This is a genomic window from Desulfobaculum senezii (genome assembly GCF_054657395.1).
This window is the reverse complement of sequence record NZ_BAAHYU010000002.1, coordinates 545541-567417: the sequence shown is the minus strand read 5'-3', so window position 1 is coordinate 567417 and position 21877 is coordinate 545541. Positions and strand designations below refer to the sequence as shown.

The 21877-nt window shown below is 64.1% G+C and carries 18 protein-coding genes and 3 tRNA genes; 11 read left to right on the top strand and 10 right to left on the bottom strand.

The genetic code is table 11. The annotated features are described in order from the left end of the window. Positions 1-98 precede the first annotated feature (98 nt). The gene (locus ACYQ2T_RS03280) at positions 99-1124 is read left to right on the top strand and encodes a glycosyltransferase family 2 protein (protein WP_459898409.1); all 1026 of its coding nucleotides are present in this window, start codon (positions 99-101) and stop codon (positions 1122-1124) included. Here the strand turns inward: ACYQ2T_RS03280 and ACYQ2T_RS03275 are convergent. Both ACYQ2T_RS03275 and lpxB read right to left on the bottom strand, forming a co-directional pair. Next, positions 1093-3642: a DNA internalization-related competence protein ComEC/Rec2 gene (locus tag ACYQ2T_RS03275; protein ID WP_459898407.1), complete on the bottom strand. Its 2550-nt coding sequence runs from the start codon at positions 3640-3642 to the stop codon at positions 1093-1095. The two genes, ACYQ2T_RS03280 and ACYQ2T_RS03275, sit on opposite strands and share 32 nt — an antisense overlap. Positions 3643-3651: 9 nt before the next feature. Further along, the gene (lpxB, locus tag ACYQ2T_RS03270) at positions 3652-4803 is read right to left on the bottom strand and encodes a lipid-A-disaccharide synthase (RefSeq protein ID WP_459898405.1); all 1152 of its coding nucleotides are present in this window, start codon (positions 4801-4803) and stop codon (positions 3652-3654) included. 186 nt (positions 4804-4989) lie between these two features. On the opposite strand from lpxB, the gene ACYQ2T_RS03265 reads away from it, so the two are divergent. Then, positions 4990-5928: a Gfo/Idh/MocA family oxidoreductase gene (locus ACYQ2T_RS03265; protein ID WP_459898403.1), complete on the top strand. Its 939-nt coding sequence runs from the start codon at positions 4990-4992 to the stop codon at positions 5926-5928. A 104-nt stretch (positions 5929-6032) separates the two neighbouring features. Here ACYQ2T_RS03265 and murA read toward each other — a convergent pair whose 3' ends face one another. After that, the gene (gene murA / locus ACYQ2T_RS03260) at positions 6033-7289 is read right to left on the bottom strand and encodes a UDP-N-acetylglucosamine 1-carboxyvinyltransferase (RefSeq protein ID WP_459898401.1); all 1257 of its coding nucleotides are present in this window, start codon (positions 7287-7289) and stop codon (positions 6033-6035) included. Positions 7290-7375: 86 nt separating this feature from the next. On the opposite strand from murA, the gene ACYQ2T_RS03255 reads away from it, so the two are divergent. From ACYQ2T_RS03255 to ACYQ2T_RS03245, 3 genes are all read left to right on the top strand, one after another. After that, positions 7376-7451: transfer RNA gene (locus tag ACYQ2T_RS03255), tRNA-His, on the top strand. 494 nt (positions 7452-7945) lie between these two features. Further along, positions 7946-8021: transfer RNA gene (locus ACYQ2T_RS03250), tRNA-His, on the top strand. 132 nt (positions 8022-8153) lie between these two features. Next, positions 8154-8639: a hypothetical protein gene (locus tag ACYQ2T_RS03245; RefSeq protein WP_459898399.1), complete on the top strand. Its 486-nt coding sequence runs from the start codon at positions 8154-8156 to the stop codon at positions 8637-8639. Positions 8640-9023: 384 nt separating this feature from the next. Here the strand turns inward: ACYQ2T_RS03245 and ACYQ2T_RS03240 are convergent, their stop codons facing one another. Next, a complete protein-coding gene (locus tag ACYQ2T_RS03240; RefSeq protein ID WP_404845913.1) occupies positions 9024-9206 on the bottom strand; it encodes a hypothetical protein in 183 nt (60 codons plus the stop codon). 354 nt (positions 9207-9560) lie between these two features. Between ACYQ2T_RS03240 and ACYQ2T_RS03235 the strand changes: the two genes are divergently transcribed. Then, positions 9561-10073 carry a hypothetical protein gene (locus ACYQ2T_RS03235; protein WP_459898397.1) on the top strand — a complete coding sequence of 171 codons (513 nt, stop codon included), beginning with the start codon at positions 9561-9563 and terminating at the stop codon, positions 10071-10073. A gap of 83 nt (positions 10074-10156) precedes the next feature. On the opposite strand, the gene selB is transcribed toward ACYQ2T_RS03235, so the two are convergent. Beyond that, positions 10157-12067 (bottom strand): selenocysteine-specific translation elongation factor, encoded by a 1911-nt coding sequence (selB, locus tag ACYQ2T_RS03230; RefSeq protein ID WP_459898395.1) that lies wholly within the window; start codon positions 12065-12067, stop codon positions 10157-10159. A gap of 198 nt (positions 12068-12265) precedes the next feature. Here selB and ACYQ2T_RS03225 point away from each other — a divergent pair, with 198 nt between their 5' ends. Then, the gene (locus ACYQ2T_RS03225) at positions 12266-12748 is read left to right on the top strand and encodes a VOC family protein (protein WP_459898394.1); all 483 of its coding nucleotides are present in this window, start codon (positions 12266-12268) and stop codon (positions 12746-12748) included. Between the two features lie 54 nt (positions 12749-12802). On the opposite strand, the gene ACYQ2T_RS03220 is transcribed toward ACYQ2T_RS03225, so the two are convergent. Together ACYQ2T_RS03220 and ACYQ2T_RS03215 are read right to left on the bottom strand one after the other, a co-directional pair. After that, the gene (locus ACYQ2T_RS03220) at positions 12803-13555 is read right to left on the bottom strand and encodes a YkgJ family cysteine cluster protein (RefSeq protein WP_459898392.1); all 753 of its coding nucleotides are present in this window, start codon (positions 13553-13555) and stop codon (positions 12803-12805) included. Between the two features lie 455 nt (positions 13556-14010). Continuing rightward, positions 14011-14418, bottom strand: a complete 408-nt coding sequence (locus tag ACYQ2T_RS03215) for a hypothetical protein (RefSeq protein WP_404845918.1) — start codon at positions 14416-14418, stop codon at positions 14011-14013. A gap of 674 nt (positions 14419-15092) precedes the next feature. Here ACYQ2T_RS03215 and ACYQ2T_RS03210 point away from each other — a divergent pair. Then, positions 15093-15941, top strand: a complete 849-nt coding sequence (locus tag ACYQ2T_RS03210; protein ID WP_459898390.1) for a glycine betaine ABC transporter substrate-binding protein — start codon at positions 15093-15095, stop codon at positions 15939-15941. An 81-nt stretch (positions 15942-16022) separates the two neighbouring features. Here ACYQ2T_RS03210 and ACYQ2T_RS03205 read toward each other — a convergent pair whose 3' ends face one another. The 3 genes from ACYQ2T_RS03205 to ACYQ2T_RS03195 all read right to left on the bottom strand — a co-directional run bounded on the left by ACYQ2T_RS03205 (position 16023) and on the right by ACYQ2T_RS03195 (position 17513). Then, positions 16023-16580 carry a cyclase family protein gene (locus ACYQ2T_RS03205; RefSeq protein ID WP_459898389.1) on the bottom strand — a complete coding sequence of 186 codons (558 nt, stop codon included), beginning with the start codon at positions 16578-16580 and terminating at the stop codon, positions 16023-16025. Between the two features lie 51 nt (positions 16581-16631). Continuing rightward, complete coding sequence (locus ACYQ2T_RS03200; RefSeq protein ID WP_459898388.1) at positions 16632-17111, bottom strand: MarR family winged helix-turn-helix transcriptional regulator; 480 nt, start codon at positions 17109-17111, stop codon at positions 16632-16634. A 325-nt stretch (positions 17112-17436) separates the two neighbouring features. Next, a tRNA-Arg gene (locus ACYQ2T_RS03195) sits at positions 17437-17513 on the bottom strand. 253 nt (positions 17514-17766) lie between these two features. Here ACYQ2T_RS03195 and ACYQ2T_RS03190 point away from each other — a divergent pair. From ACYQ2T_RS03190 to ACYQ2T_RS03180, 3 genes are read left to right on the top strand one after another with little or no spacing between them, the layout of a single operon-like run. Continuing rightward, positions 17767-18993, top strand: coding sequence for a bifunctional folylpolyglutamate synthase/dihydrofolate synthase (locus ACYQ2T_RS03190; RefSeq protein ID WP_459898386.1), 1227 nt, complete (start codon positions 17767-17769; stop codon positions 18991-18993). 12 nt (positions 18994-19005) lie between these two features. Beyond that, positions 19006-20427 carry an L-seryl-tRNA(Sec) selenium transferase gene (gene selA / locus ACYQ2T_RS03185; protein ID WP_459898384.1) on the top strand — a complete coding sequence of 474 codons (1422 nt, stop codon included), beginning with the start codon at positions 19006-19008 and terminating at the stop codon, positions 20425-20427. A gap of 55 nt (positions 20428-20482) precedes the next feature. Further along, positions 20483-21862 carry an aminopeptidase gene (locus ACYQ2T_RS03180; protein WP_459898383.1) on the top strand — a complete coding sequence of 460 codons (1380 nt, stop codon included), beginning with the start codon at positions 20483-20485 and terminating at the stop codon, positions 21860-21862. The last annotated feature ends 15 nt before the right edge of the window (positions 21863-21877 follow it).

The window sequence follows — 21877 nt, the reverse complement described above, 5'->3', positions numbered from 1 at the left end:
CGCCTTGCTCCACCATGGCTCACCGCCGCGCGCCCTCGCGGCATTGGCAAACGCCGCAAGGCGCGCTATAGCCCGTGCGTCGAGGAGACGCACCACCCATGACGCACACCACGCCCGCCATATCCGTTGTTTTGCCCGCCTACAACGCCGCCCGGCACCTTCCGGCCTGTCTGGACAGCCTGCTGGCGCAGGACGCCGGGGACTATGACATCATCGCCGTTGACGACGGCTCCACCGACGACACCGCCCGCGTCCTGACGGACTACGCCGCCCGCCACGACCGGGTGCGCGCCCTCCTGCGCCCGCACGAGGGTGTGGCCGCCGCATTCAACACGGGCATGGAGCACGCCACAGGCCGCTACATCGCACGCATGGACGCTGACGACACCTGCGACCCGCGCCGCCTGCGCCTGCAGGCCGAGCACCTCTGCGCCAACCCGCAGGTGGGGCTGGTGGCCAGCACCGTCACCTACGGCGGATGCCGGGAGACCTGCGCGGGCTACGCCCACCACGTGGACTGGACCAACACCCTGCTCAGCGCGGCAGACATCTTTCTGCACCGCTTTGTGGACCTGCCCTTTGCCAACCCGGCGGTGATGTTCCGGCGCGAATGCGTTGCCGCCCATGGCGGCGCGCTGGATGGGGATTTCCCGGAAGATTACGAAATGTGGCTCCGCTGGCTGGACGCCGGGGTGCGCATGGAAAAGCTCCCCCAGCCGCTGGTGACATGGAACGACCCGCCAACCCGCCTCACCCGCACGGACTGCCGCTACGACCAAATGGCGTTCTACCGCGTGAAGGCGGCCTACCTTGCCCGCTGGCTAAAACGCACCAGCCCGCACTGGCCCGAGGTCTACATCATCGGCGCGGGCCGCCCCACCCGCCAACGTGCGGACCTGCTCATTGACCACGGCGTGAACATCCGCGCTTATGTGGACATCGACCCGCGCAAAATCGGCAATATCATCGGCGGACGCCCGGTCATCGGCCGCGCGGACCTGCCCGCGCCGGGGGAGTGCTGCATCGTGTCCTACGTCGGCAACCGCGGCGCGCGCGATGAGGTGGCGGAATTCCTGACCGGGGCGGGCTACGTCATGGGACGGGATTTTCTGCTCGCCGCGTAAGGGACGCTTTGCGCCACTGCCGCCGGAGATTGTCCGAGGTCTCCACCACGGGCGGCGCATCCGGCCCGGCCCACGTCACGCGTGTGGCGCCGTCCCACCCCGGCGTAAAGAGCGGAATGTGCCGCTCCGCCACTGCGCGGCGCACCACGCGGTTCGGATAGCGGCGGTAATTGATAAACCCTGCCGAAGCCAGCGCAAGACGCGGGCGAACCGCATCATAGAACGCCGGGGCGAAACTGCTCTTGCTGCCATGGTGCGGCAGAACCAGTACATCCGCCCGCACATCCCGGCCGCTAGCCAGCACGCGGGCAATGCCTGCTTTCTCCACGTCACCGGGCACAAGGGCCAGCCCGCGCCCCTTCCACACCAGCCGAACCACCAGCGACGCATCATTTTTGCCCAGCGCGGCGCGCTCCGGCGTGTCCTGTGCTGGCGGCCCCAGCACCTCCAGCCACAGGTCCGGCGTCACCATCATGCGCTGGCCCGCGTGCCACGCCTCCGGCGTCAGCCCAGCGGCGCGGACATCCCCGCGCAGGCGCTGTACCTCAATATTCCCCGGCCAATCGCCATTACCCACAAAGCGCTCCACCATGAACCGCCGCAGCAGGAAGGGATAGCCCCGGTAGTGGTCCGCATCCGGATGGGTGAGTACGGCAATCTCCAGCCGCGGCGTCCGACCATGGGCGAGGGCCGGCCCCACCACAGCGCGGCCAAGGTCGAACCCCGGCAAGGAGCCGCCAGCGTCCAACAGCACCCGAACGCCCCCCGGCGCGTCCACACACACGGCCTGACTTTGGCCCGTGTCCAGCATGGTCAGGCGCACCCGGTCCTGCCCCTGCAGGACGCCGCGCACCACGCCGGGGCCAGTCAACAGCATCACGCCCAAAAGCGCCGCCCACATCGCGCGCCGCCGCGCCCGGGCAAGCGCCAGCCCCACAGCGGCAACGGCAAGGGCGTAGCCAAACATCTGCGGCCACAACGGACGCAGGGCCGCCACCTCGGGCAGCAGGCCGCCGTCTGCCAGCCTGTGGAGCACAGCAAGGCCCACGTCCAGCACGTTCGATGCCACATCAAGGCCCAAGTGCCCAAGGGGCGCGGTCCACGGCGCCGCCAGCAGCGCCATGCCGCACAGCCCAAGGGGCATCACCACCAGCCCAAGCAGAGGCAACCACAGGACATTCATATACAGCCCAGCGGCCACACAACCAAAATTGCTCACGATAAGGGGAAGGAGGGCGATATTGGTGCTGGCGCTCATAAGGAGCACCACCGCCCCGCCGCGCAGAATGCGTTCCCACAGGGGAGCGCGGTGCCCGCCGTCATGCTGGAGTTGGGGCAGGGGCCGCCGAAAACGCCGCGCCATGCGCGCGGTGCACAGCTTGGCCGCATGCCACAGGGCCGGGGCAAACAGCCCTATGCCCGCCACCGCCACCGCCGACAGCTGCAAACGCAGGTCGTATACGGCCAGCGGGTCCATGGCGAGGATGCACACAAGGGCCACAAACAGCCCGTCCACCAGCACCCGCTCACGGTTCATAAGAAGAAGCACGCCCCACGCGGCAAACATAATGGCCGCACGGACAAGGCTAGGGGAGCCGCCACCAAGCCACACGTACCCCGCCACGCAGGGCGCGGCGAGGAGCACCGCCAGCTTGGGGCGCGGCACCCGCAAATACACGCCCGGGGCCACCAGCCCCACCAGCCACGCCGCGCCAACGCCCAGCCCCGCCGCAAAGCCAAGATGCATCCCGGACAGGGCAAGACTGTGGGCAAGGGACGCCTGCCGCATGACGTCAAAGGTAGGCGACTGCAAAAAGAAGCGGTCGCCCGTCAGCAGCGCGGTCAGCATGGCCCGCCCCTGCGTCATGGGGCCGTCCCCGGCCACAGCGGTGACGATGCGGTGGCGCAGCCCTTCGGGCACCTGTCCGGACAGGTCGGGGTCGCCGCGCATGCCGCGCGTCCACCCGCGCCAGTACACGCCGCGCTGCGCCCAGTAGAACGCGGTGTTCCAGTTGCCGGGGTTCACATACCCCCGCGCCGGGCGCGCCCGTGTTATCACGCTAGCGGTCATCCCTACGCGCGGGCCCGCCGCCGGGTCCTGCCAATTCCACAAAAAGCGCCCCGGAACGCGGACCGTTTCGCCATTGTCACGGTGGCATACCGCCCCGCGCAGAAACACGCGCACCGCCCCGCGCGGGGAGCGCTGCACCTCGTCCACCACGCCCGTCACGCGCACGCGTTCACGCGCCTGCATCCACGCGGGCACCTCCGGCGGGGGCGCCGGGGCAACACACAGGCCAACGCCCCACCCCGCACAAAAAAACAGGGCCAGAGCACACACTCTGACCCACAATCGTTTCGGAAAAGCGCCAAGGGCGCACAGGGCAAGGCCACCAGCAATGGCGGCGTGGGGCTGGCGCAGCATCAGCATGCCCAGCATGGCCGCCCCGAAAAAGACCTGCCACGGCAAAAGCCCCGGCATAACAAGGGGCCGCGTGCCTGCGCCGCGTGCGGGCATCCGCGCCCCCTACGCTCCCGCGCCGTCTATGGCCGTCATATGCAGTCGGCCAAGGATGATATCTGCCGCGCGCCCCGGCGCGCCCGGCTCACCCACCAGTTCCGCCAGCCGCGACAGCGTCGCGCGTACCTCGGCGTTGGTGCGCGCATCCAAAAAGCCCAGCGCCTTGGCCGCGATGTCCTCAGGATTCGCATCCTCCTGCAACAGCTCGGGGAAGACCTCCGTATCCATAATGAGATTGGGCAGGCTGATGTAAGGCACATCCACAATGAGCCTGCCTAGGGCATAGGTCACGGGCGACAGGCGGTAGGCGATGACCGTGGGCACGCCCACAAGGGCCGTCTCCAGCGCCACAGTGCCCGACGCGGCAATAACCGCGCCGCAGCCGCGCATGGCGGCGTAGCGGTTCTGCGGCTCCTCAATGGTCACCGGAAGCCCGGCAGGTAGCGCGGCCTCAAGTGCCGCGCGGTCCACTCCCGGAGCGCGGACCACGGTAAAGGTCAGCTGCGGGCGCACATGGTGCATGCGCTTCGCGGCCTCCAAAAAGTCCGGATACAGGGACTCAATCTCCTTGCGGCGGCTGCCGGGAAGGATAAGTACACGATTGGGGTCAGGCTCCACATCCGCAATATCCGCAAAGGGAATCTGGTCCACCAGCGGATGCCCCACGTAATCGGCGTCCAGCCCGTGGGCGGCAAGGAAGGGCTTTTCAAAGGGCAGGATGCACAGCACCCGGTCCACCTTGTCGCGCAGAAAGTTCACGCGGCCCTTGCGCCACGCCCACACCTGCGGGCAGATGTAATAAAAGACCGGAATGCCCAGCCGCCGCGCCATGCGCACCACAAAGAAATTAAAGTCCGGCGCGTCAATGCACACCACGGCGCGTGGCCGCTCGGCCTTAAGGCGGGCGTAGATGCGGCGCATCAGCCCCAGCACGCGCGGCAGGTGGGCCACCACCTCGGTCACGCCCATCAGCGACAACTCGCTGATGTCAAAGACCTTTTCGCACCCCGCCTCTTCCATGGCGGAGCCGGCAAGGCCCATGCACCGCACGCCGGGGGCGCGCTGCCGCAAGGCGCGGACAAGCAGCGCTCCGTGCATATCGCCCGAAACTTCGCCCGCGCTCAGCCATATCGACTCGCCGTTACGCTTCGTACCCATATCGTTCCTACAGAAATTCAATCTTTGGCAGTCTGCCGAAAATTTGATAAACGCCAACGCACCAATAAGCGAATTGCACTGCAATGACAATGACGACGCCCGGCCATTTCGTGGGCCACGCCCCGGCACGGACGCACGACGTATTCACGCCCTTTCGTGGGCATTATCAAAGCGAGTCATGCTATCATGAGTAACAAAACCATGCGTGTAGGCGTTATCGGCCTCGGCTGGATGGGCAAAATCCATCTGCGCGTCTACTCCGAAATGGCCGACGTGGAAGTCGTCGGCGTTGTGGACACGGACGAAAACGTGCTGGCGGAAGTCCGCGAGCGCTTCGGCGTTGCCACCTACAGCGACATTGACGATCTGCTTGCCCAGCCCATGGACGCCGTAAGCGTCTGCGTGCCCACGGTGTACCACCTGCCCGTCGGCCTCAAGGTCATGGACAAGAACATCCCCCTGCTTATCGAAAAGCCCCTCGCCGCTTCCGCCGACGAAGGCCGCCAGCTCATCGAAAAGGCGCAGGAAAAGAACCTGCCCCTCATGGTCGGCCACATCGAGCGCTTCAATCAGGCCGTGCAGCGCGTGAAGAGCCTTGTTGAAGGCGAGGACGTGGTGTCCATCAATATCGAACGCGTTGGTCCCTACCCGCCCCGCATTCAGGATGTGGGCGTCATCAAGGACCTCGGCTCCCACGATATTGACCTCATCCGCTTCATCACCGGCGCCGAGTACGACAAGGTCTTCGCCGTCACGTCGTCCTCCCTTGGCAAGCATGAGGACTCCGCCCTCATCACCGCCCAGATGGACAACGGCGTGCTGGCCCAGATCAACACCAACTGGGTGACGCCCTACAAGTCCCGCTGCATCAGCGTGGCGACCAAGAGCAAGTACATCCACGCCAACCTCGTGACGCAGGAAGTGAAGGAATACAGCAAGTTTGAGGGCTACGACGCCAACTATATGGTGCGCGAGTGGCCCGTGATGTTCCGCGAGCCCGTGCCGCTGGAACTCAAGGCCTTCCTCAGCGCCCTGCGCGATGGCACCGAGCTGCCCATCACCGGCCGCGACGGCCTGTACGTGCTGGAAACCATCGAGCGCGTGCTGGATCCGGAAAACGCCTAGCGCTTCCGGTCACCACACAAAAGAGCGCCCCGCTTCGGCATTGCCGAGGCGGGGCGTTTTCTGTGCGTTACTGCCGACGCGCGGGGCGGCGCCAGCGAAAGGGCTTAGTCGCGGGCGCGGGTAATGCGCGCGCCGACGCCCTCCAGCTTTTGTTCAATATTCTCGTAGCCCCGGTCCAGATGGTAGATGCGCTGGACTTCCGTGGAGCCTGTGGCGGCCAGACCGGCCAGCACCAAGGACGCGCTGGCGCGCAGGTCCGAGGCCATCACCGGCGCACCGATGAGGCTGTCCACGCCGCGCACCATGGCCGTGCGGCCGTCAAGGGTGATGTGCGCGCCCATGCGGCTCAGCTCCTGCACGTGCATGAAGCGGTTCTCGAAGATGGTTTCCTTGATCATGCCGGAGCCTTGGCTCAGGCACATCAGGGCCATAATCTGGGCCTGCATGTCCGTGGGGAAGCCGGGGAACGGCAGGGTCACCACGTCCACGCCGTGCACGCCCCCGCCATTGCGGCGGGCCACGACCACGTCGCCCTTCTCCTCAATATACACGCCCATCTCGCGCAGCTTGGCAATGACGGCCTCCAGCTCGAACATGGGGCAGTCCTCAAGCAAAAGCTCGCCGTCGGTGATGGCGGCGGCGCAGAGGTAGGTGCCTGCCTCAATGCGGTCGGGCATAATGCGGTACTCGCAGCCGGAGAGGCGCTCCACGCCCTCAATGGTGATGATGCTGGTGCCCTGTCCGGTAATCTTGGCCCCGCAGGCGCACAGGAAGTTGGCAAGATCCACCACTTCCGGCTCACGCGCGGCGTTGACGAGGACGGTTTCGCCTTCGGCAAGGGCCGCGGCCATGAGCAGATTTTCGGTGCCGCCCACGGTGGGAAAGTCGAACTGAATATGTGCGCCGCGCAGTCTGCCGTCGCAGGTGCCGTGGATGTAGCCCTGCTCCAGATCAAACGTTGCGCCCATCTTTTCCAGCGCCTTAAGGTGCAGGTCCACCGGGCGCGAACCAATGGCGCAGCCGCCGGGCAGGGACACGCGGGCCTCGCACAGGCGCGCCAGCAAGGGGCCAAGGCACAGCACGGAGGCGCGCATGGTCTTCACCAGCTCGTAGGGCGCTTCGGGCACGAGGGTGCCGGGCGTCACCGTAACGGTGCCGTTTTCAAATGTGGTCCCGCATCCCAGAATGTCCAGAAGACGCAGCGTGGTATTGATATCGCGAAGATTGGGAACGTTGGTATATGTAACAGGTCCGTCAACGGCCAGGCTGGCCAGAAGAATGGGCAGTGCGGCGTTCTTGGAACCGCTGACTCGTATCCGGCCTTCCAGTGGGCGTCCGCCCTCGATGATGAGTTTTTCCATGAAATTGCTTTCGCCTTTTTTTGAGCAAATCAATAAAATTGCTTGACCGTCATGCTGGCCTCGGCTATCAGAGCCTCCGCAACACGGTGGGTGTAGCTCAGTTGGTAGAGCACTTGGTTGTGGCCCAAGTGGCCGTGGGTTCAAGTCCCATCACTCACCCCATATGCACTTAAAGCCTCGTCATTGACGGGGCTTTTTTTGTGCCCAAGGTGCGCCGCGCCGGGCCGAAAGCCTCCGCCCGCGCGTGCGGCAGAGCGCCACGACGCGCCCCGTGCCGACTGTCTCGGGACTTTCATTATCTCCGGCTGTTTTGTCAACTCCTGCCGCGCCATTTCCGTGGGCCCTGCGCGCCCCGGCAAGAGCGCTTCGCCGCCGGATTTCCCCGCCCTGCCAGCCCCGCGCCGCGCTTCGCCCCCTTCATGCAAAAATGTCCTCCGGCGGACACCTTGGTCCGCGCCGCCGCCAGCGGCGTGATGGGTGCGGTCACAGGCTGGCAGGGCGCGAAGGCGGCTCCTCCCTGCCCGAGGCGCCACCACGCCGCCTCAGCGCGCCCCCAAATGCCTCGCCGCAGCAGAAATTTCGCCTTGGCGGCGATTTGTTGGCAATCTTCTCTTGACCAATGGCGGCTCCTTGGCTATCACTCCCTTCACCACACGGTGGGTGTAGCTCAGTTGGTAGAGCACTTGGTTGTGGCCCAAGTGGCCGTGGGTTCAAGTCCCATCACTCACCCCAGTATGGATTCAAGGCTCCGCACATGCGGAGCCTTTTTTCCGTGCATCCATTCCCCGGCTCCCGGCAGTTCCCGTACCGCGAGCCGACACGCTTGCCCATCACGTTCGCCCAACACGTTCGTCAGGATACGCCATGCGACCAGCCGCCGTTCTCGTCATCATCACCGCCCTTGCGGCCATTACTGCCGCCGTGCTGCTGGTCAGCACGCAGGACTACGCCTTCACGTTTTCCTCCCCCAGCACCCGCCTTGTCAGCAAAGTGGCGCACGAGGTCCACACCGTGCCCTCGTCGAAGCCTTTTTTGCGCTTTGTGGACGAAGCCAAGCTGACCCGCACCCTCAACCGCCACGAAAAGCTCCTGTCCAACGTGCAGATATCCCTGCAGGACGGTGCGTTTCGGGACTCCCTACCCCCGGAAAGGCAGGGCGACCGCGTGGCCTGCTACGCCATCACCATGCAGACCGAATCCGACGACACCATTCAGGTGCTCTCGCGCCGCATCAAGGCCCGTCACCTGACGGCGTCCCTTATCCGGTCCATTGAGGACGGCATAGACCAGTACTACACATCCACCAGCCGCCACCCGTCGCGCGGGGGCCGGACCATTACGGTCTCCTGACCCTCCCCGCCACACATCGGACCACAAACGCAAAAAAGCGGCCCACACAATGAGGCCGCTTGCAGATGCAAATATAGTCTGGATGACGCCTGCCCTACGCCCGGCGTCTGCGTGCTCCCGCACAGGTCTTGGCTGTAAGGTCAGAAGATGGCGGACTCGCTTCGGCTTGCCGCACGCTCGCTCAGCACCCGCCCGCATGTGACGCACGCCTGCTGCGCCGCACAGCACAGAGCACCTCTCCCCCCTCCAAATACCACGCCCCAAGCAGAACACCCTGACGCGCCGCCCTGAGCGGCGCGCTTTCATGGCGCACACGGCGGCGCATTGAGTAGAAGGGACACCGCTTGGGGACTTCCCCACCCGGTGCGCCCGCTACGCCGCGGGCTACAGGTAGCCCACCTGCCCGAGGGCCTGCTTGAAAACGCGCCATGCCTCCTGCTGGTCCTGCACAAGGACGAAATTTTCGCGCAGGTCGCCGTCATCAAACGCGCCCTCGCGCCAGCGCCCTTCCTCCTGAACGAAGGTCTCGTGCATTTCGGACGAAGCCACCATGACCCGGTGGGTCACCGTGTCCCTGTAAACTCTTGGACTTGTTGTAAATCGGGTCGATACGATAGGCATAGTACTCTTCCGGATCACAGGTCTAGCGCAGAATAACGTGTCATCCTCATGGATTACGTTCTCATCTTGTAGCGTTGGCCCGTGCAAATGACAAGCGCTGACAGCACTTTTTCCATGCTTCCAGGGCGTTGCGCGCTTTGTACACCCGCTGCATTTTTCATTGCCGCAGCACTCCACAGTCTATACAAACCCTGTTATACTCTCGCGGGGGCACGGGGAGGACCGCAAACTCCACCATGCAGTCCACACGGATGCATAGTTTTCTTCCATGAATTCAAAATAGAGACTTACCGTTACGTCATGCGCACCTTTGCCACCATCTTCAGCCTACTTTCCGCAATCCTCATTCCCATCGGACTGCATTACTTCGGCCTTGTGGACCTCACCTCACCGACGCCGCGCGTGCGCATTCCGCTGTCCATCTTCTACGCCGAAGGGCCGCGCCCCTTCACCCTCACCGCGCAGGACAAAAAGCTGGTGGAAGACGCCCTGCGCAGGCACCACCCCATCGTCGAAGGCGCAAGCCTGTTCATTGAACCATATGTCACCGCCAGCGGCGGGCCGGGATTCGAGTCGCGCCCAGTTCCGGCCTTTAGCCTCAACATCGCCCTTGAATCCGGCGACGCCCTTGATGTGCGCCACCGCGTGGTGCGAGACAAGTCCCTGCCCCACACCATTGCGGACACCGTCCAGCGCGCCATAGCCCAATACCTGCAAATGGAGCTTGCCCCCAGCCCGGGCGTGCGCCGCACCATTACCATATCCAGCCCGCAATCACGCCTGCCCGTGCGCCTCTGCCGCCTGCCTGCATAAAAAAACGGCCTGCCACAGGGGCAGACCGTTGAAGAATCTTCCATCACCGGCGCGGCTCAAGCACTTGGCTGCCGCGCGCGGCCTTAGGCGCCGCGTAAAACGCGCGCATCGCCAACGCGCACCGTCACCTTTTCCTTGTCCAAATACTCCATGACCGGGATGGCGAACTTGCGCGACAGCGTGGTGAGCTCTTTGAAATCCGGGGCCGTCATCTGCCCGTTCTCCGTGATGAACCCCACCACCATATCCTGCAAGCGCTGCATGGCCGGGGCGTGGAAGTACATGTCCTCCTTCACCTTCACAAGCTCGCCAGCCTGTACCAGCAGGCGAAACACCGGGGCGGCCTCCTTAAAGGCAACGCCCAGCGGGTCCAGCACGTCGCGCACGTTTGGCGGGGTAATGCCGCCAGCCGCGTAGGCGTCCCGTATGGTCGCCTGCAATTTTTCCTGATCCGCCGCAAGGGAGACCTTGTGCTCCGGCAGGCGCACGCGCTCGGCCTCGGCCACCAGCGCTTTTTGCTTCACCAGCCGCTCCACCACAAAGTGGATGAGCTTCTCCGGCAATGCGCGCCCCCACTTGGACGAGGCAAGCTCACCGCGCACCACGCCCTGCTCCATGGGCTTGGCCTTGTGGTAGGCCGCCACAGCCTCCACTGCGCCCGCCGCAAGGCGCTCCACCTCAGCGCCGGCCACAAATCCGCGCGCGTCCTTATCGAACAGGAACGCCGCGCCCTTGCTCATAAGCTGCTGCATGGTCTTGTCCAGCGCCTTGGATTCCAGATTGGACATGGTCATTAGCTGGGCAAAGGTGAGGCCCTCGGCCCCGGCAAGTTCAAGCTGCGCCGTCACAACGTCTGCGGGATCCTCACTGCGCAGGCGCTCCAGACGCGCCATGGCGTCATCGGAAAAACGCTTCACCTTGCGCCCAAGGGGATTCACCACCATGCCGCCCGCAATGGTCCGCAGGGGCGAGAAGGACCGCAGCACGACACGGTCGCCGTACACGGCGGGCATGGGGTCGCTAAAGCGCACCTGACAGATGGCGGTTTCGCCGGGCTTCAAGACGTCCCGGTCCAGCAGGTAGATGCGCGCCAGCACCTCCTTGGTGCCGTGGTGAAAGTGCAGTTCCTTGCGGTGCTTGAGCTCCTTGCCTGCCGAGGCAAGGTAGGTCAGTTCCACGTCCCACACGGTGCTGGGGAACAGTGTGCCCGGACGCGCCACAACCTCGCCGCGCGTGATGTCCTCCACCTCTAGCCCCGCAAGGTTCACGGCGGTGCGGCGGCCAGCCGGGGCCTCCTCCACGCTGTCGCCATGGGATTGCAGGCTGCGCACCTTGGCGCGCGTTCCGGCGGGGTAGAGTTCCACCTCCTCGCCAATGCGCACAGCACCGGAGACCAGCGTGCCGGTCACCACAGTGCCATGCCCGCGCAGGGTAAAGACACGGTCGATGGGCAGGCGCAAAAGGTCCGAGCGGCGGCGCACGGCAAAGCCCGCGGCCATGTCCTGCACGGCCTGACGCACCTCCTCCAGCCCGTCGCCCGTGTGGGACGACACCGGCAGCACCTGCGCCTCCTCCAGAAAGGTCCCGGCGAGCACGCCGGACAAGTCCTCGCGCACCAGCTCCAGCCAGTCTGCGTCCACCATATCGGCCTTGGTAAGAGCCACAAGCCCGTGCTTGACGCCGAGCAAGGTACAAATTTCCAGATGCTCCCGCGTCTGGGGCATAACGCCCTCATCCGCCGCCACAACCAGCAGGACAAAATCCACGCCCGATGCGCCAGCCACCATGTTTTTGACGAAGCGCTCATGGCCGGGAACATCAATAATGCCGAGTCGTTTTCCGTTTGGCATATCCCAGTGGGCAAAGCCCAGTTCAATAGTAATGCCGCGCTTTTTTTCCTCGGCCAGTCTGTCGCAATCAATGCCGGTGAGGGCCTTCACCAGCGTGGTTTTGCCGTGGTCGATATGTCCGGCTGTGCCCATGATGACAGGCATGGTTCCCTCTCTCCTTCACCGGACGCATCCGGTGGTCTCGCTCGTATATGAAATCGCGCTCTACTGCGTAAGTTGCCTTGGTCTTTCCTTCTATGGCAAAAACGCCGCCCTCTCAACCCGGCAAAGGCGTGGGCGGCGTGTTGACGCATCTGCGGCATTCTGGAATATCAATAGGGAAATCTCTACAAGGAGAGCGAGATGAAACCCATCTTTGAAGGACCGGTCCTCTTCGTGGCGGATATGAAGGCCTCGCGCCCGTTCTATACCGAGGTGCTGGAGCAGGAAGAACTCTTTGCCGTAGAGGACGCCTACACCGCCTACAAAGGCTTCGCCCTGTGGACAGCAAAGGACGCGCTCTCCATGATGCACAAAACCCTGCCCGACGGCACGGACACGCCACAAGGGCGCAATAATCTCGAACTCTACTTCGAAACCCCGGCCCTTGAAGCTGCGCTGGAAAACCTGCGCGAGCACGACGTTGCCCTGCTGAATGACATCCACGAACAGCCATGGGGCCAGCGCGCCTTCCGCATCCTTGACCCTGACGGGCACATCATTGAATTTGCCGAGCCCATGGGCGTTGTGGCCCTGCGCTTCCACAACCAAGGGTACTCGCCGCAGGAAATTGCGGACAAGACCATGACGCCGGTTGATGAGGTCAAACGCCTCATCAACTCCTAAAAGCACGCAAAAAGGCCGGGGCACCGTGTGGCGTCCCGGCCATTGTCTTGTGTGTTAGACCGTTTCTCCGTCGTCATGCGCCACGGCTTCGCGCTGGCGGTAGCGTTTTTGCTCCGGCGCAAAGGCGTAGCATCCGGTCAGCGCGCCGTGCTTCACACTGCCGGGATACTCGCGGCAGACCTGCGGTTTCACGTCATGGATGCCGCAGGAGTACCCGCCGTCCGGACGCGTGACCATCCACGGGCACTGCTCCGCCGGAAGCGTGGTTCCCGGACGCACCCACAGCCTGTCGCGCAGCCACTCGCCATCCTCCAGCACATCGCCGACCCATTCGAGAATGTCTTCCCGCCCCGCCGCCTGCCAGCGGGCGCGGTCCTCCTCCGTGCAGGAGCAGCGGTAATCCAGCGTAAAGCAGCACAGCCCGCATTCATTGCACGCAAAGCGCTCCATGCCGGTTTCCATCCAAATGCCGTCGCCCTCTCCATCCGGGCCGGGACCGACTTCCGTCCGTCCCCAGAATACCGAGTGACACAGCGCCGCAAGCCCCTCCAAGGGCAGCTTGGCGCGCTCCACCGCCTGCCAGATGCACTCCCCAGCTTCATCAGCCGGAATGTAGCGCGGCCCAGCAGCGGCATCCACCCGCAGGGCAATGCCGCCACCGTGCTCCACAATACGCGCCGGCCCCCCAAGAAAACGCGGGGCAAGGTCGGCGAACAGCGCCATCTGCGGCGCGTATTGCTCAAAATCGATGCGCATGGCCTCCACGGCCTCATCGCGCGTCAAAAATATCCTTTCCTTGTCACACATAACGCCTCCAGAGACGCTTCTTGCTCCCGCGGCGAGAATTCCTGACACGTACAACAACAGCGAAGCCAACGGGAGAGACTCGGGCGAGACTATAGAACGTATTCTGCAACAAGTGAAGGCATGGACCGGCTTCTGTTTTGCACCGTGGCGGGTTTTGCACAAAAACGCAGGGCGGACGCGAAAACGCGCGCGTTTTGCCGATGCGTTTCCGCAAAACGTTGGCGCATTATGCACCGCATTTTTGCGAGGCGCCCACAGCGTTTTCCACCCACCCCATGCCCGAGCGCACAAAAACGGCCCGCCTCAATAGAGACGGGCCGTTTTACGCGGCGCTTTGGCCACACGGTCAGGCGCGGCGCAGGGGAAAAGACTCCAGCACCCGCCGCGCAAAGTAACGCCAGAGTTCTGGGCGCGACACACAGCGTCGCCGTGAGCGTCGCCGCAGCATGCCGCGGCTACGCGGCGGCCTTGGCGGCCTGCCACGCCTCACGAATGCGGGCTTCCACATAGGCGACAGCGGCGGCGTCCTCTTCATCAATATTGAAACACCGGGCATCCTGCCCGCCAAGGCCGCCGGGAGCCCAGTCGCCCCGGTCCTCCGGGTCCGTGACCTGATCATCATAAAAGCACACGGACAGCCAGCGGTCCGCCGGGTCATCGTCCACAACGTCCACCATAACAAACAGGTCGCGGTCATGCCCGGGACAGGCCCCGCGCAACGAATAGGTAATACCCGGGCGGGCCTTGAAGGACAGCTCCGCCTCGCCGCACTGCTCCAGCACCGCCTTCAGGCGGGCAAAAGCGGGCTTTACCGCGTTGGGGTCCTGCGTCCATGCTTCAAGAAAACTGGTGCACTCGGTCATACGCTCCTCCTGTCGAGCTTGGCGATGGTTCATGATGTGGCGGTGCGGAGCGTACCGGGGCGCGCGCCGACTGGCAACATCCCGAGTGCGCTCCATGGATATGCACGCGGCGTATTCCTGCGCGCCGCCACTGTAGTACCCGCTAAAGCATTCGCCCGCCGCAGCCCCCGCCAGCCGTTCGCTCTCAGGGTTTCTCACTTTTTTTTCGCCGCCGCGTCATAGCGACGCACTGTAAAGCCAGCACTTCTACAGTGCGGGGCCACTCATACGCACAATGTACTAGCGAAGACTCTACAGTACAAACACCAGTCTTCTACAATTCAAAATCACAAATTTGACAAAACGCGCCGTCCTGCTATCCTACACGCAACACACATCTTCGAAACACCAATCAAACGCTGGTCAACGAGCGCCACAGACAAAGAAGCAGTACATCTTCCGCAACACAACACAGCGCAGACCATATTCTCCATCAATGCACCACGAAGTCGCAGTCACGGACTCCGGTCCTCACTGGCGTAGCTCCGTGCCCGCCGCCTTTTCCAATTTTTCCATCAAGCATGCCGCGCGCAGGCTCTCCCCGCCCCACCCGGACGGGGCTTTGTTGTGCGGCAATCGGTAGAGAACCCCGGCCTCCCCGACGCCGGATTCGTGAACCAAACCCAGGAGTATGCATGTTTAAAAAACTGATCCTTGCAGCAACCATCATCACCCTCTGTCTGACCGCACAGCTTTCCCACGCCAGCGACACCGGCAAGGTCCGGCTTATTACACCTGCCTACGCCTGCGCGCTGACCACCACGAACCTCGCCAAGGCCGTCCTCGACCGCGCCGGAATCGACAGCGAAATCACTATGGTTTCCGTCGCCACCATGTGGAAGGCGCTGGAACTGGGCGAAGCCGATGCCACTCTGGCCGCGTGGCTTCCCTCCACCCACGGCGAGTATTACGAAGCGTGCAAGGACTCTGTGGAAAACCTTGGCGTCAACACCGCTGGCGCACGTCTTGGTTGGGTGGTGCCCAGCTATGTGGACATTGACTCCATCACCGAGCTCAATGCCCACAAGGACCAGTTCAATGACGAAATCGTCGGCATTGCCCCCAGCGCGGGCCTGATGCTGCTGTCCGAGAAAGCCATCAAAGACTACAACATCGACATGGACCTTGTGCCCAGCAGTGGCGCGGCCATGACCGCCGTGCTCGGCGACGCCATCCGCCAGAACAAGTGGGTTGTCGTGACCGGTTGGTCCCCCCACTGGAAGTTTGGCCGCTGGGACCTCAAATACCTCGACGACCCCAAGGGCTCCCTTGGCGGCTCCGAGGAAATTGACACCATCACCCGCAAGGGCTTTAGCACCGACAACCCCAAGGCAGCCGCCATTTTGGACCGCATTGAGTGGGACATCGACACCATGCAGAACCTCATGGCCGAAAACGAAAAACAGGGCGCGGACCCGCTGGCCAACGCCAACGCCTTCCTCGACGCCCACCCCGAGCTACTCAGCACCTGGCTGGGCAAATAGCCCACCACACCGCATACACACACAACCGCCCCCGCCGGACTGCTCCGACGGGGGCGGTTTTTTTGACCACACATGCCCCCCCTACACGCCGCCAACCTCCGCCACCACGCGAACCGCCGCACCGCGCACGCCTGCAAGACGCATGGGGAAGCAGTACAGCGGAAAGGCCCGCTGCGGCAGCAGGTGGGTGTCCGCCAGATTCTCCACTACAAAGGTGCCGCGCGCCGCGCACATCTCGTCTACGCGCCTGTGCTCCTCACCGCGGCGGATGCCCGGGGCATCAATGCCGATGTACCATACGCCGCACTCCAGCAGATACGCCACAGCGTCCCACGACACTTCCGGGTGCAGGCCGAAATACCCGTCCGTCCCCCAGTGCCTTTGCATCCAGCCCGTGCGCAGGAGGACAAAATCCCCAGCGCGCAGGTCCCCTGCCTCACGCAGGGCGTCCACGCCAATGGCCTCCCCCGTGTATGGCACATCAACCAGCCGCCCACGGGAAAAAAACCGCTCCGCCGTCGGCGGCTGGGCGTCCATCACATCCATATGCGTCCCCATATGCCCGAGACGGGCCACAGGATTCTTCGCGCGCTGGAACGCATTGGCGTCCGTCAGCGGCAAGGTCAAATCAATATACATCGCTTCTGCTCCTATTGTTAACTACGTTAACATTATGTGTAAAAAAAGAGGCTACGACGAACCAGCCACACCGTGCGCCTGCTCCAAATGCTCTTCCACAAGGGCCAGCAGCGCGCAAAACTCCGCCGCCTGCGCGCCGGGGTCACCAGCGCCAAGGTGCGCTTCCAGTGCGGCGTAGAGGTCATCATAGTGCGCCTCGGTCTCATGGTGGACCGCCTCGCCCTTGCCGGTCAGACGCAAGCTCACCTCGCGGCGCCCAGCCGGGCGCTCCTTCTCCAGCATCCCTTTGCGCACCAAACCTGTAGTCATGCGCGATACAGCCGCGCGGGACACGCCATTCATGGCGGCAAGGCGCGACACATTCAGCCCGGGGTGATGCCCCACAGCATCAATGACATCAAGCTCCGCCGGATAGAGCACCGTGCCATCCGCATGCGTATACGTTTGGGATTCCAACTGATCAGCCTTGGCCTTGAACCGCCGAAGCCCCTCCAAAATCGAGCGGGCGGCCTGTGTCGAGGTGCGCTTCATTCGGGCTTTGTAAACGTGGTTAACAAACGGGTCAAGCATTTGTCTGTTCTACCTTAGCGCGCCCGCCAACCGCTTGGGCAACGCGGCAGAATACAGCCACAGGGGGTGGCACCAATGATGCCCCTGTGCTTTATCCTAAGCAGGCCACCAGAAAACGACGACCGGCCTACGCGACCAGCCGTCATCAAGGCATGACGTAGTGCAGGGTGAGGCTGGAAATAAAACGGAAAGGATGAGGGCGACACACCTACAAGTCTGTTACCCCTTTGTTACCCCCACAACAAAAAAAGAGGTCACGCAAAGTGCGTAACCTCTTGAAATTCTATGGTGCGCCAGGGAGGATTTGAACCCCCGGCCGTCGGCTTAGAAGGCCGATGCTCTATCCAACTGAGCTACTGGCGCGCATGGGTTGCGTCTTATATGCCACAGTGGGGGGAGCGGTCAAGTGGTCTGGGGGGAAAAGGTAAAACTGTTGCGCGCCGGGGGGCGAGGGGGTACCATCCGCGCTCTGGCAGGCTGCGGGGTCCGGCCACGCGCCGCGCCCTGTCTTCCACAACCTTCACGGCTCCCGCCACCCGAGGTAAGACCACTGCTTCCCCGCTTTTCGTCATTCGCCGATATTCAGGTCCATCTGGACAAGTTGGGCCTCTTTCATATGGATCTTGGACTGGAGCGCGTCCACTCCGCCACCGACGCGCTGAACCTGCTCTCCCCGCCCTATGGCGTCATCCACGTCGTCGGCACCAACGGCAAAGGCTCAACCTCGCGCACTATCGCCGAGCTCGCCCGCGCCCACGGCCTGCGCGTTGGCCTCTACGCGTCGCCGCATTTTATCACCCCGCGCGAGCGCATCCTTGTTGATGGCCGCATGCTGCCCACGGACGCATGGGTCCGCAGCGCCAACGCCGCCATGGACGCCGCGCCGCCCGAAGGGCTGACCTATTTCGAATTTCTCACCGTGCTCGCCATCCATGCCTTTAACGCCGCAGGGGTGGACCTTGCCATCATGGAAGCCGGGCTCGGCGGCACCTACGACGCGGCGGGCGTGCTGCGCACAGACCTCACCGTCTATACCGCCATCGGCATGGACCACGAGACCATCCTCGGCCCCACCCTTGCCGACATCGCCGCAGACAAAGCCGGAGCCATGCGGGGCGGCACTCCCGTGGTAACCACACCGCAGGACGACGAGGCCATGCGCGTGCTCTCCGCCCACGCCGCCGAGGTCGGCGCGCCCCTGTCCCGCGCCGCCGACGTCCTCGACTACGCGCCGGAAACAGGCACGGTCCGCCGCGCCGGAACCCACGCGCCCAGCGCCGAGGGCGTCCTCCCGCGCATGAAGGGCCCGCATCAACAGCGCAACCTGCACCTTGCCCTTGCCGCATGGCACCTGTACGCAAAAGCGCGCGGCATCGCCATCACAGCAGACGCCTGCCGCGCCGCCGCAGCCACGGCCATGGTTCCGGGCCGCTTCCAGCACATACCGGGCGAGCCAGACATCTATCTTGATGGCGCGCACAACCCACAGGCGCTGACAGCCCTCGCGCAGACCCTGCGCGCCGAGGGAATTCGGCCCGCGGCAGTCATCTTCACCTGCCTTGCGGACAAAGACCTTGGCACCATCGCGCCGCAGGTCCGCGCGCTGGCGCCAGATGCCCCGGTCTACGTGCCGGAGATGCCAGACAACTCCCGCGCCCGGGACGCCGCCGAAACGGCCCGCGCCATCGGCGCGCCAGCCCACGCCGCCCCGGATATGGCCACCGCCCTCACGCAGGCCACGAGCCACGGCGGGCCGGTGCTGCTGTGCGGCTCCTTGTATTTACTGGCCGCATTCTTTACTCTGCATCCTGAACACTTGAGTGACAACGACCACACCCACTAAGCCGGAAAACACATGCCGAACCTGTACCGACACATCCCCTCCGTGGACGCCGTGCTCGCGGCGCTGGACACGGTGGACGACATAGCCGCCCAGCCCCGCCCCCTTGTCCGCGGGCTGGTGAATGACTTTCTCGACTCCTGCCGTGCGGACATCCGCAGTGGCCGCGTGACCGAGGCCGAGCAGCTGTCCCTGACCGCCCTCACCCCGGCGCTGACCGCCTTTGTCCGCGCCGCATCGCGCCCGCATTTCCGGCGCGTGCTCAACGCCACGGGCGTGGTCATCCACACCAATCTCGGGCGCTCCATCCTTGCGCCGCAAGCCATGGACGCCGTGGCCGACGCCTGCGCCAACTACTCCAACCTTGAGTTCGACCTTGCCACCGGAGAACGTGGCAGCCGCTACAGCCACGTAGAAGACGTGCTCTGCCGCCTGACTGGCGCGGAAGCCGCCCTTGTGGTCAACAACAACGCCGCCGCCGTGCTCATCGTGCTGGAGACCCTTGGCAAAGGCGGCGAGGTTATCGTCTCGCGCGGGCAGTTGGTGGAGATTGGCGGCTCGTTCCGCATCCCGGACGTGATGGCCAAAAGCGGCGCACACCTTGTGGAGGTTGGCGCCACCAACCGCACCCACCCGCGCGACTACGAGGACGCCATCACCGAGGACACAGCCGCACTCCTGCGCGTACACTGCTCCAACTTCCGCATCGTGGGCTTTACCAAGGAAGTGTCCTCGGCCCAGCTTGCGGAACTCGCCCGCGCCCACGGCCTGCCCAGCATTGAAGACCTTGGCAGCGGCAACCTGCATCCCTTCGCCTCCGGCGAACTGGACGAACCCACTGTGCAGGACACCGTGGCCTCGGGCATTGACGTGGTCACCTTCTCCGGGGACAAAGTCCTCGGCGGGCCGCAGGCAGGCATCATCGTCGGCAAAAAGGACTATATCGACCGCATCAAGCGCAATCCGCTCAACCGCGCCATGCGCATCGACAAAATGACCCTTGCTGCGCTGGAAGCCACCCTGCGCCTGTACATCGACCCCGACGCCGCCCCCAAATCCGTCCCCACCCTGCGCATGATTACCGCAAGCGAGGACGACCTGCACAGGCGCGCCGCCCTGTTGGCCGGCACCATCGACAGCGCCCTGCCCCAGCTGGCCCAGACCGAACTTGCGGCAGGCCAGTCCCGCGTAGGTGGCGGCTCCTTCCCGGAGCGCGATTTGCCCACCACGCTGGTGCGCATTCTGCCCACCGCGTCCATCAGCGCCGACGCCCTGCGCCGCGCCCTGCTGGACACCACCCCGCCCCTTGTGGGACGCATTGATGACGACGCCCTGTGTCTGGACCCCAGAACGCTGGGCGATGACGAATTTTCCATGGTCGCCGGCGCCCTTACCGAGGCACTCACACGGCTGACCGCATCTGGCAACGCACAGTAAGGCGGCCCATCCGCCACATCTCCCCTCACCGATTCAACACAGAGGATGATAGAACATGGCTCAAGACGAATTGCTTTTTGAATCCCGCAACAGCTGGGAAGTGTACGAAACCGAGGAACACCGCTCCGCAATGGACGAGCTGGCCGACCGCTATCTCGACTTCCTCACCCGCTGCAAGACCGAGCGCGAAACCGTGGACTACGTCACGGACATCGCCACCAAGGCCGGATTCACCGAAGACTTCTCCGGCGACAAGGTCTTCCGCGTGATGCGTGGCAAGACCATGCTCCTCGCCCGCAAGGGCAAGAAGCCGCTGTCCGAAGGCATCCGCCTGCTGGGCGCGCATTGCGACGCCCCGCGCCTCGACTTCAAGCAGCACCCCCTCTATGAGGACTGCAACATCGGCCTCGCCAAAACCCACTACTACGGCGGCATCCGCAAGTACCAGTGGCTGGCGCGCCCGCTGGCCCTGCACGGCGTCATCGTCAAGGAAAACGGCGAAACCGTTACCGTGAACATTGGCGAGGACGCGGGCGACCCGGTCTTCACCGTGCTGGACCTGCTGCCCCACCTTGCCTACGAGCAGGCCGAAAAGCCGCTGTCCAAGGCCTTTGAGGCCGAAAAGCTCAACGTTGTCCTCGGCCACGCCCCGGCTGCCAAGGACGGCGAGGACGACAAGGACACCGGCCGCATCAAAAAGCAGGTCCTGCGTCTGCTGAACGAAAAATACGGCATTGTGGAAGAGGACTTCTTCAGCGCCGAGATTCAGGTCGTGCCCGCCGGTCCTGCCCGCAAGGTTGGTCTGGACGGCTCCCTGCTTGGCTCCTACGCCCACGACGACCGCATCTGCGTGTTCACAGGCCTGGAGGCCCTGCTCACTGCCGAGCAGCCCGAGCACACGCAGGTGGTGCTGTTCTGGGACAAGGAAGAAATCGGCTCCGAGGGTTCCACCGGTGCCAAGAGCCTGTTCTTCGAGTACAGCCTTGAGGACCTCATTGACGCATGGGAGCCCGGCACCCGCCTGTCCCGCGTGCTCATGAACTCCAAGGCCATCTCTGCCGACGTGCACGGCGGTCTGGACCCCGACTATCAGGAAGTGCACGAAAAGCTGAACGCCTCCCTGCTGGGCCACGGCCCCGTGTTCTGCAAGTTCACCGGCCACCGCGGCAAAGTGGCGGCCAACGACGCCCACGCCGAATACGTGGGCTGGCTGCGCGGCCTGCTGAACAAGGCAGGCATCCCGTGGCAGATGGCCGAGCTGGGCAAGGTGGACCTCGGCGGCGGCGGCACCGTTGCCAAGTACCTTGCCGTGTACGGCATGGACATCATCGACTTCGGTCCCTCGGTCCTCGCCATGCACTCGCCCTTTGAGATTGCCTCCAAGGCCGACCTCTACACCACCATGCTCGCCTACCGCGAGTTCTTGAAAAGCTAGCGGTCACCCAACGAC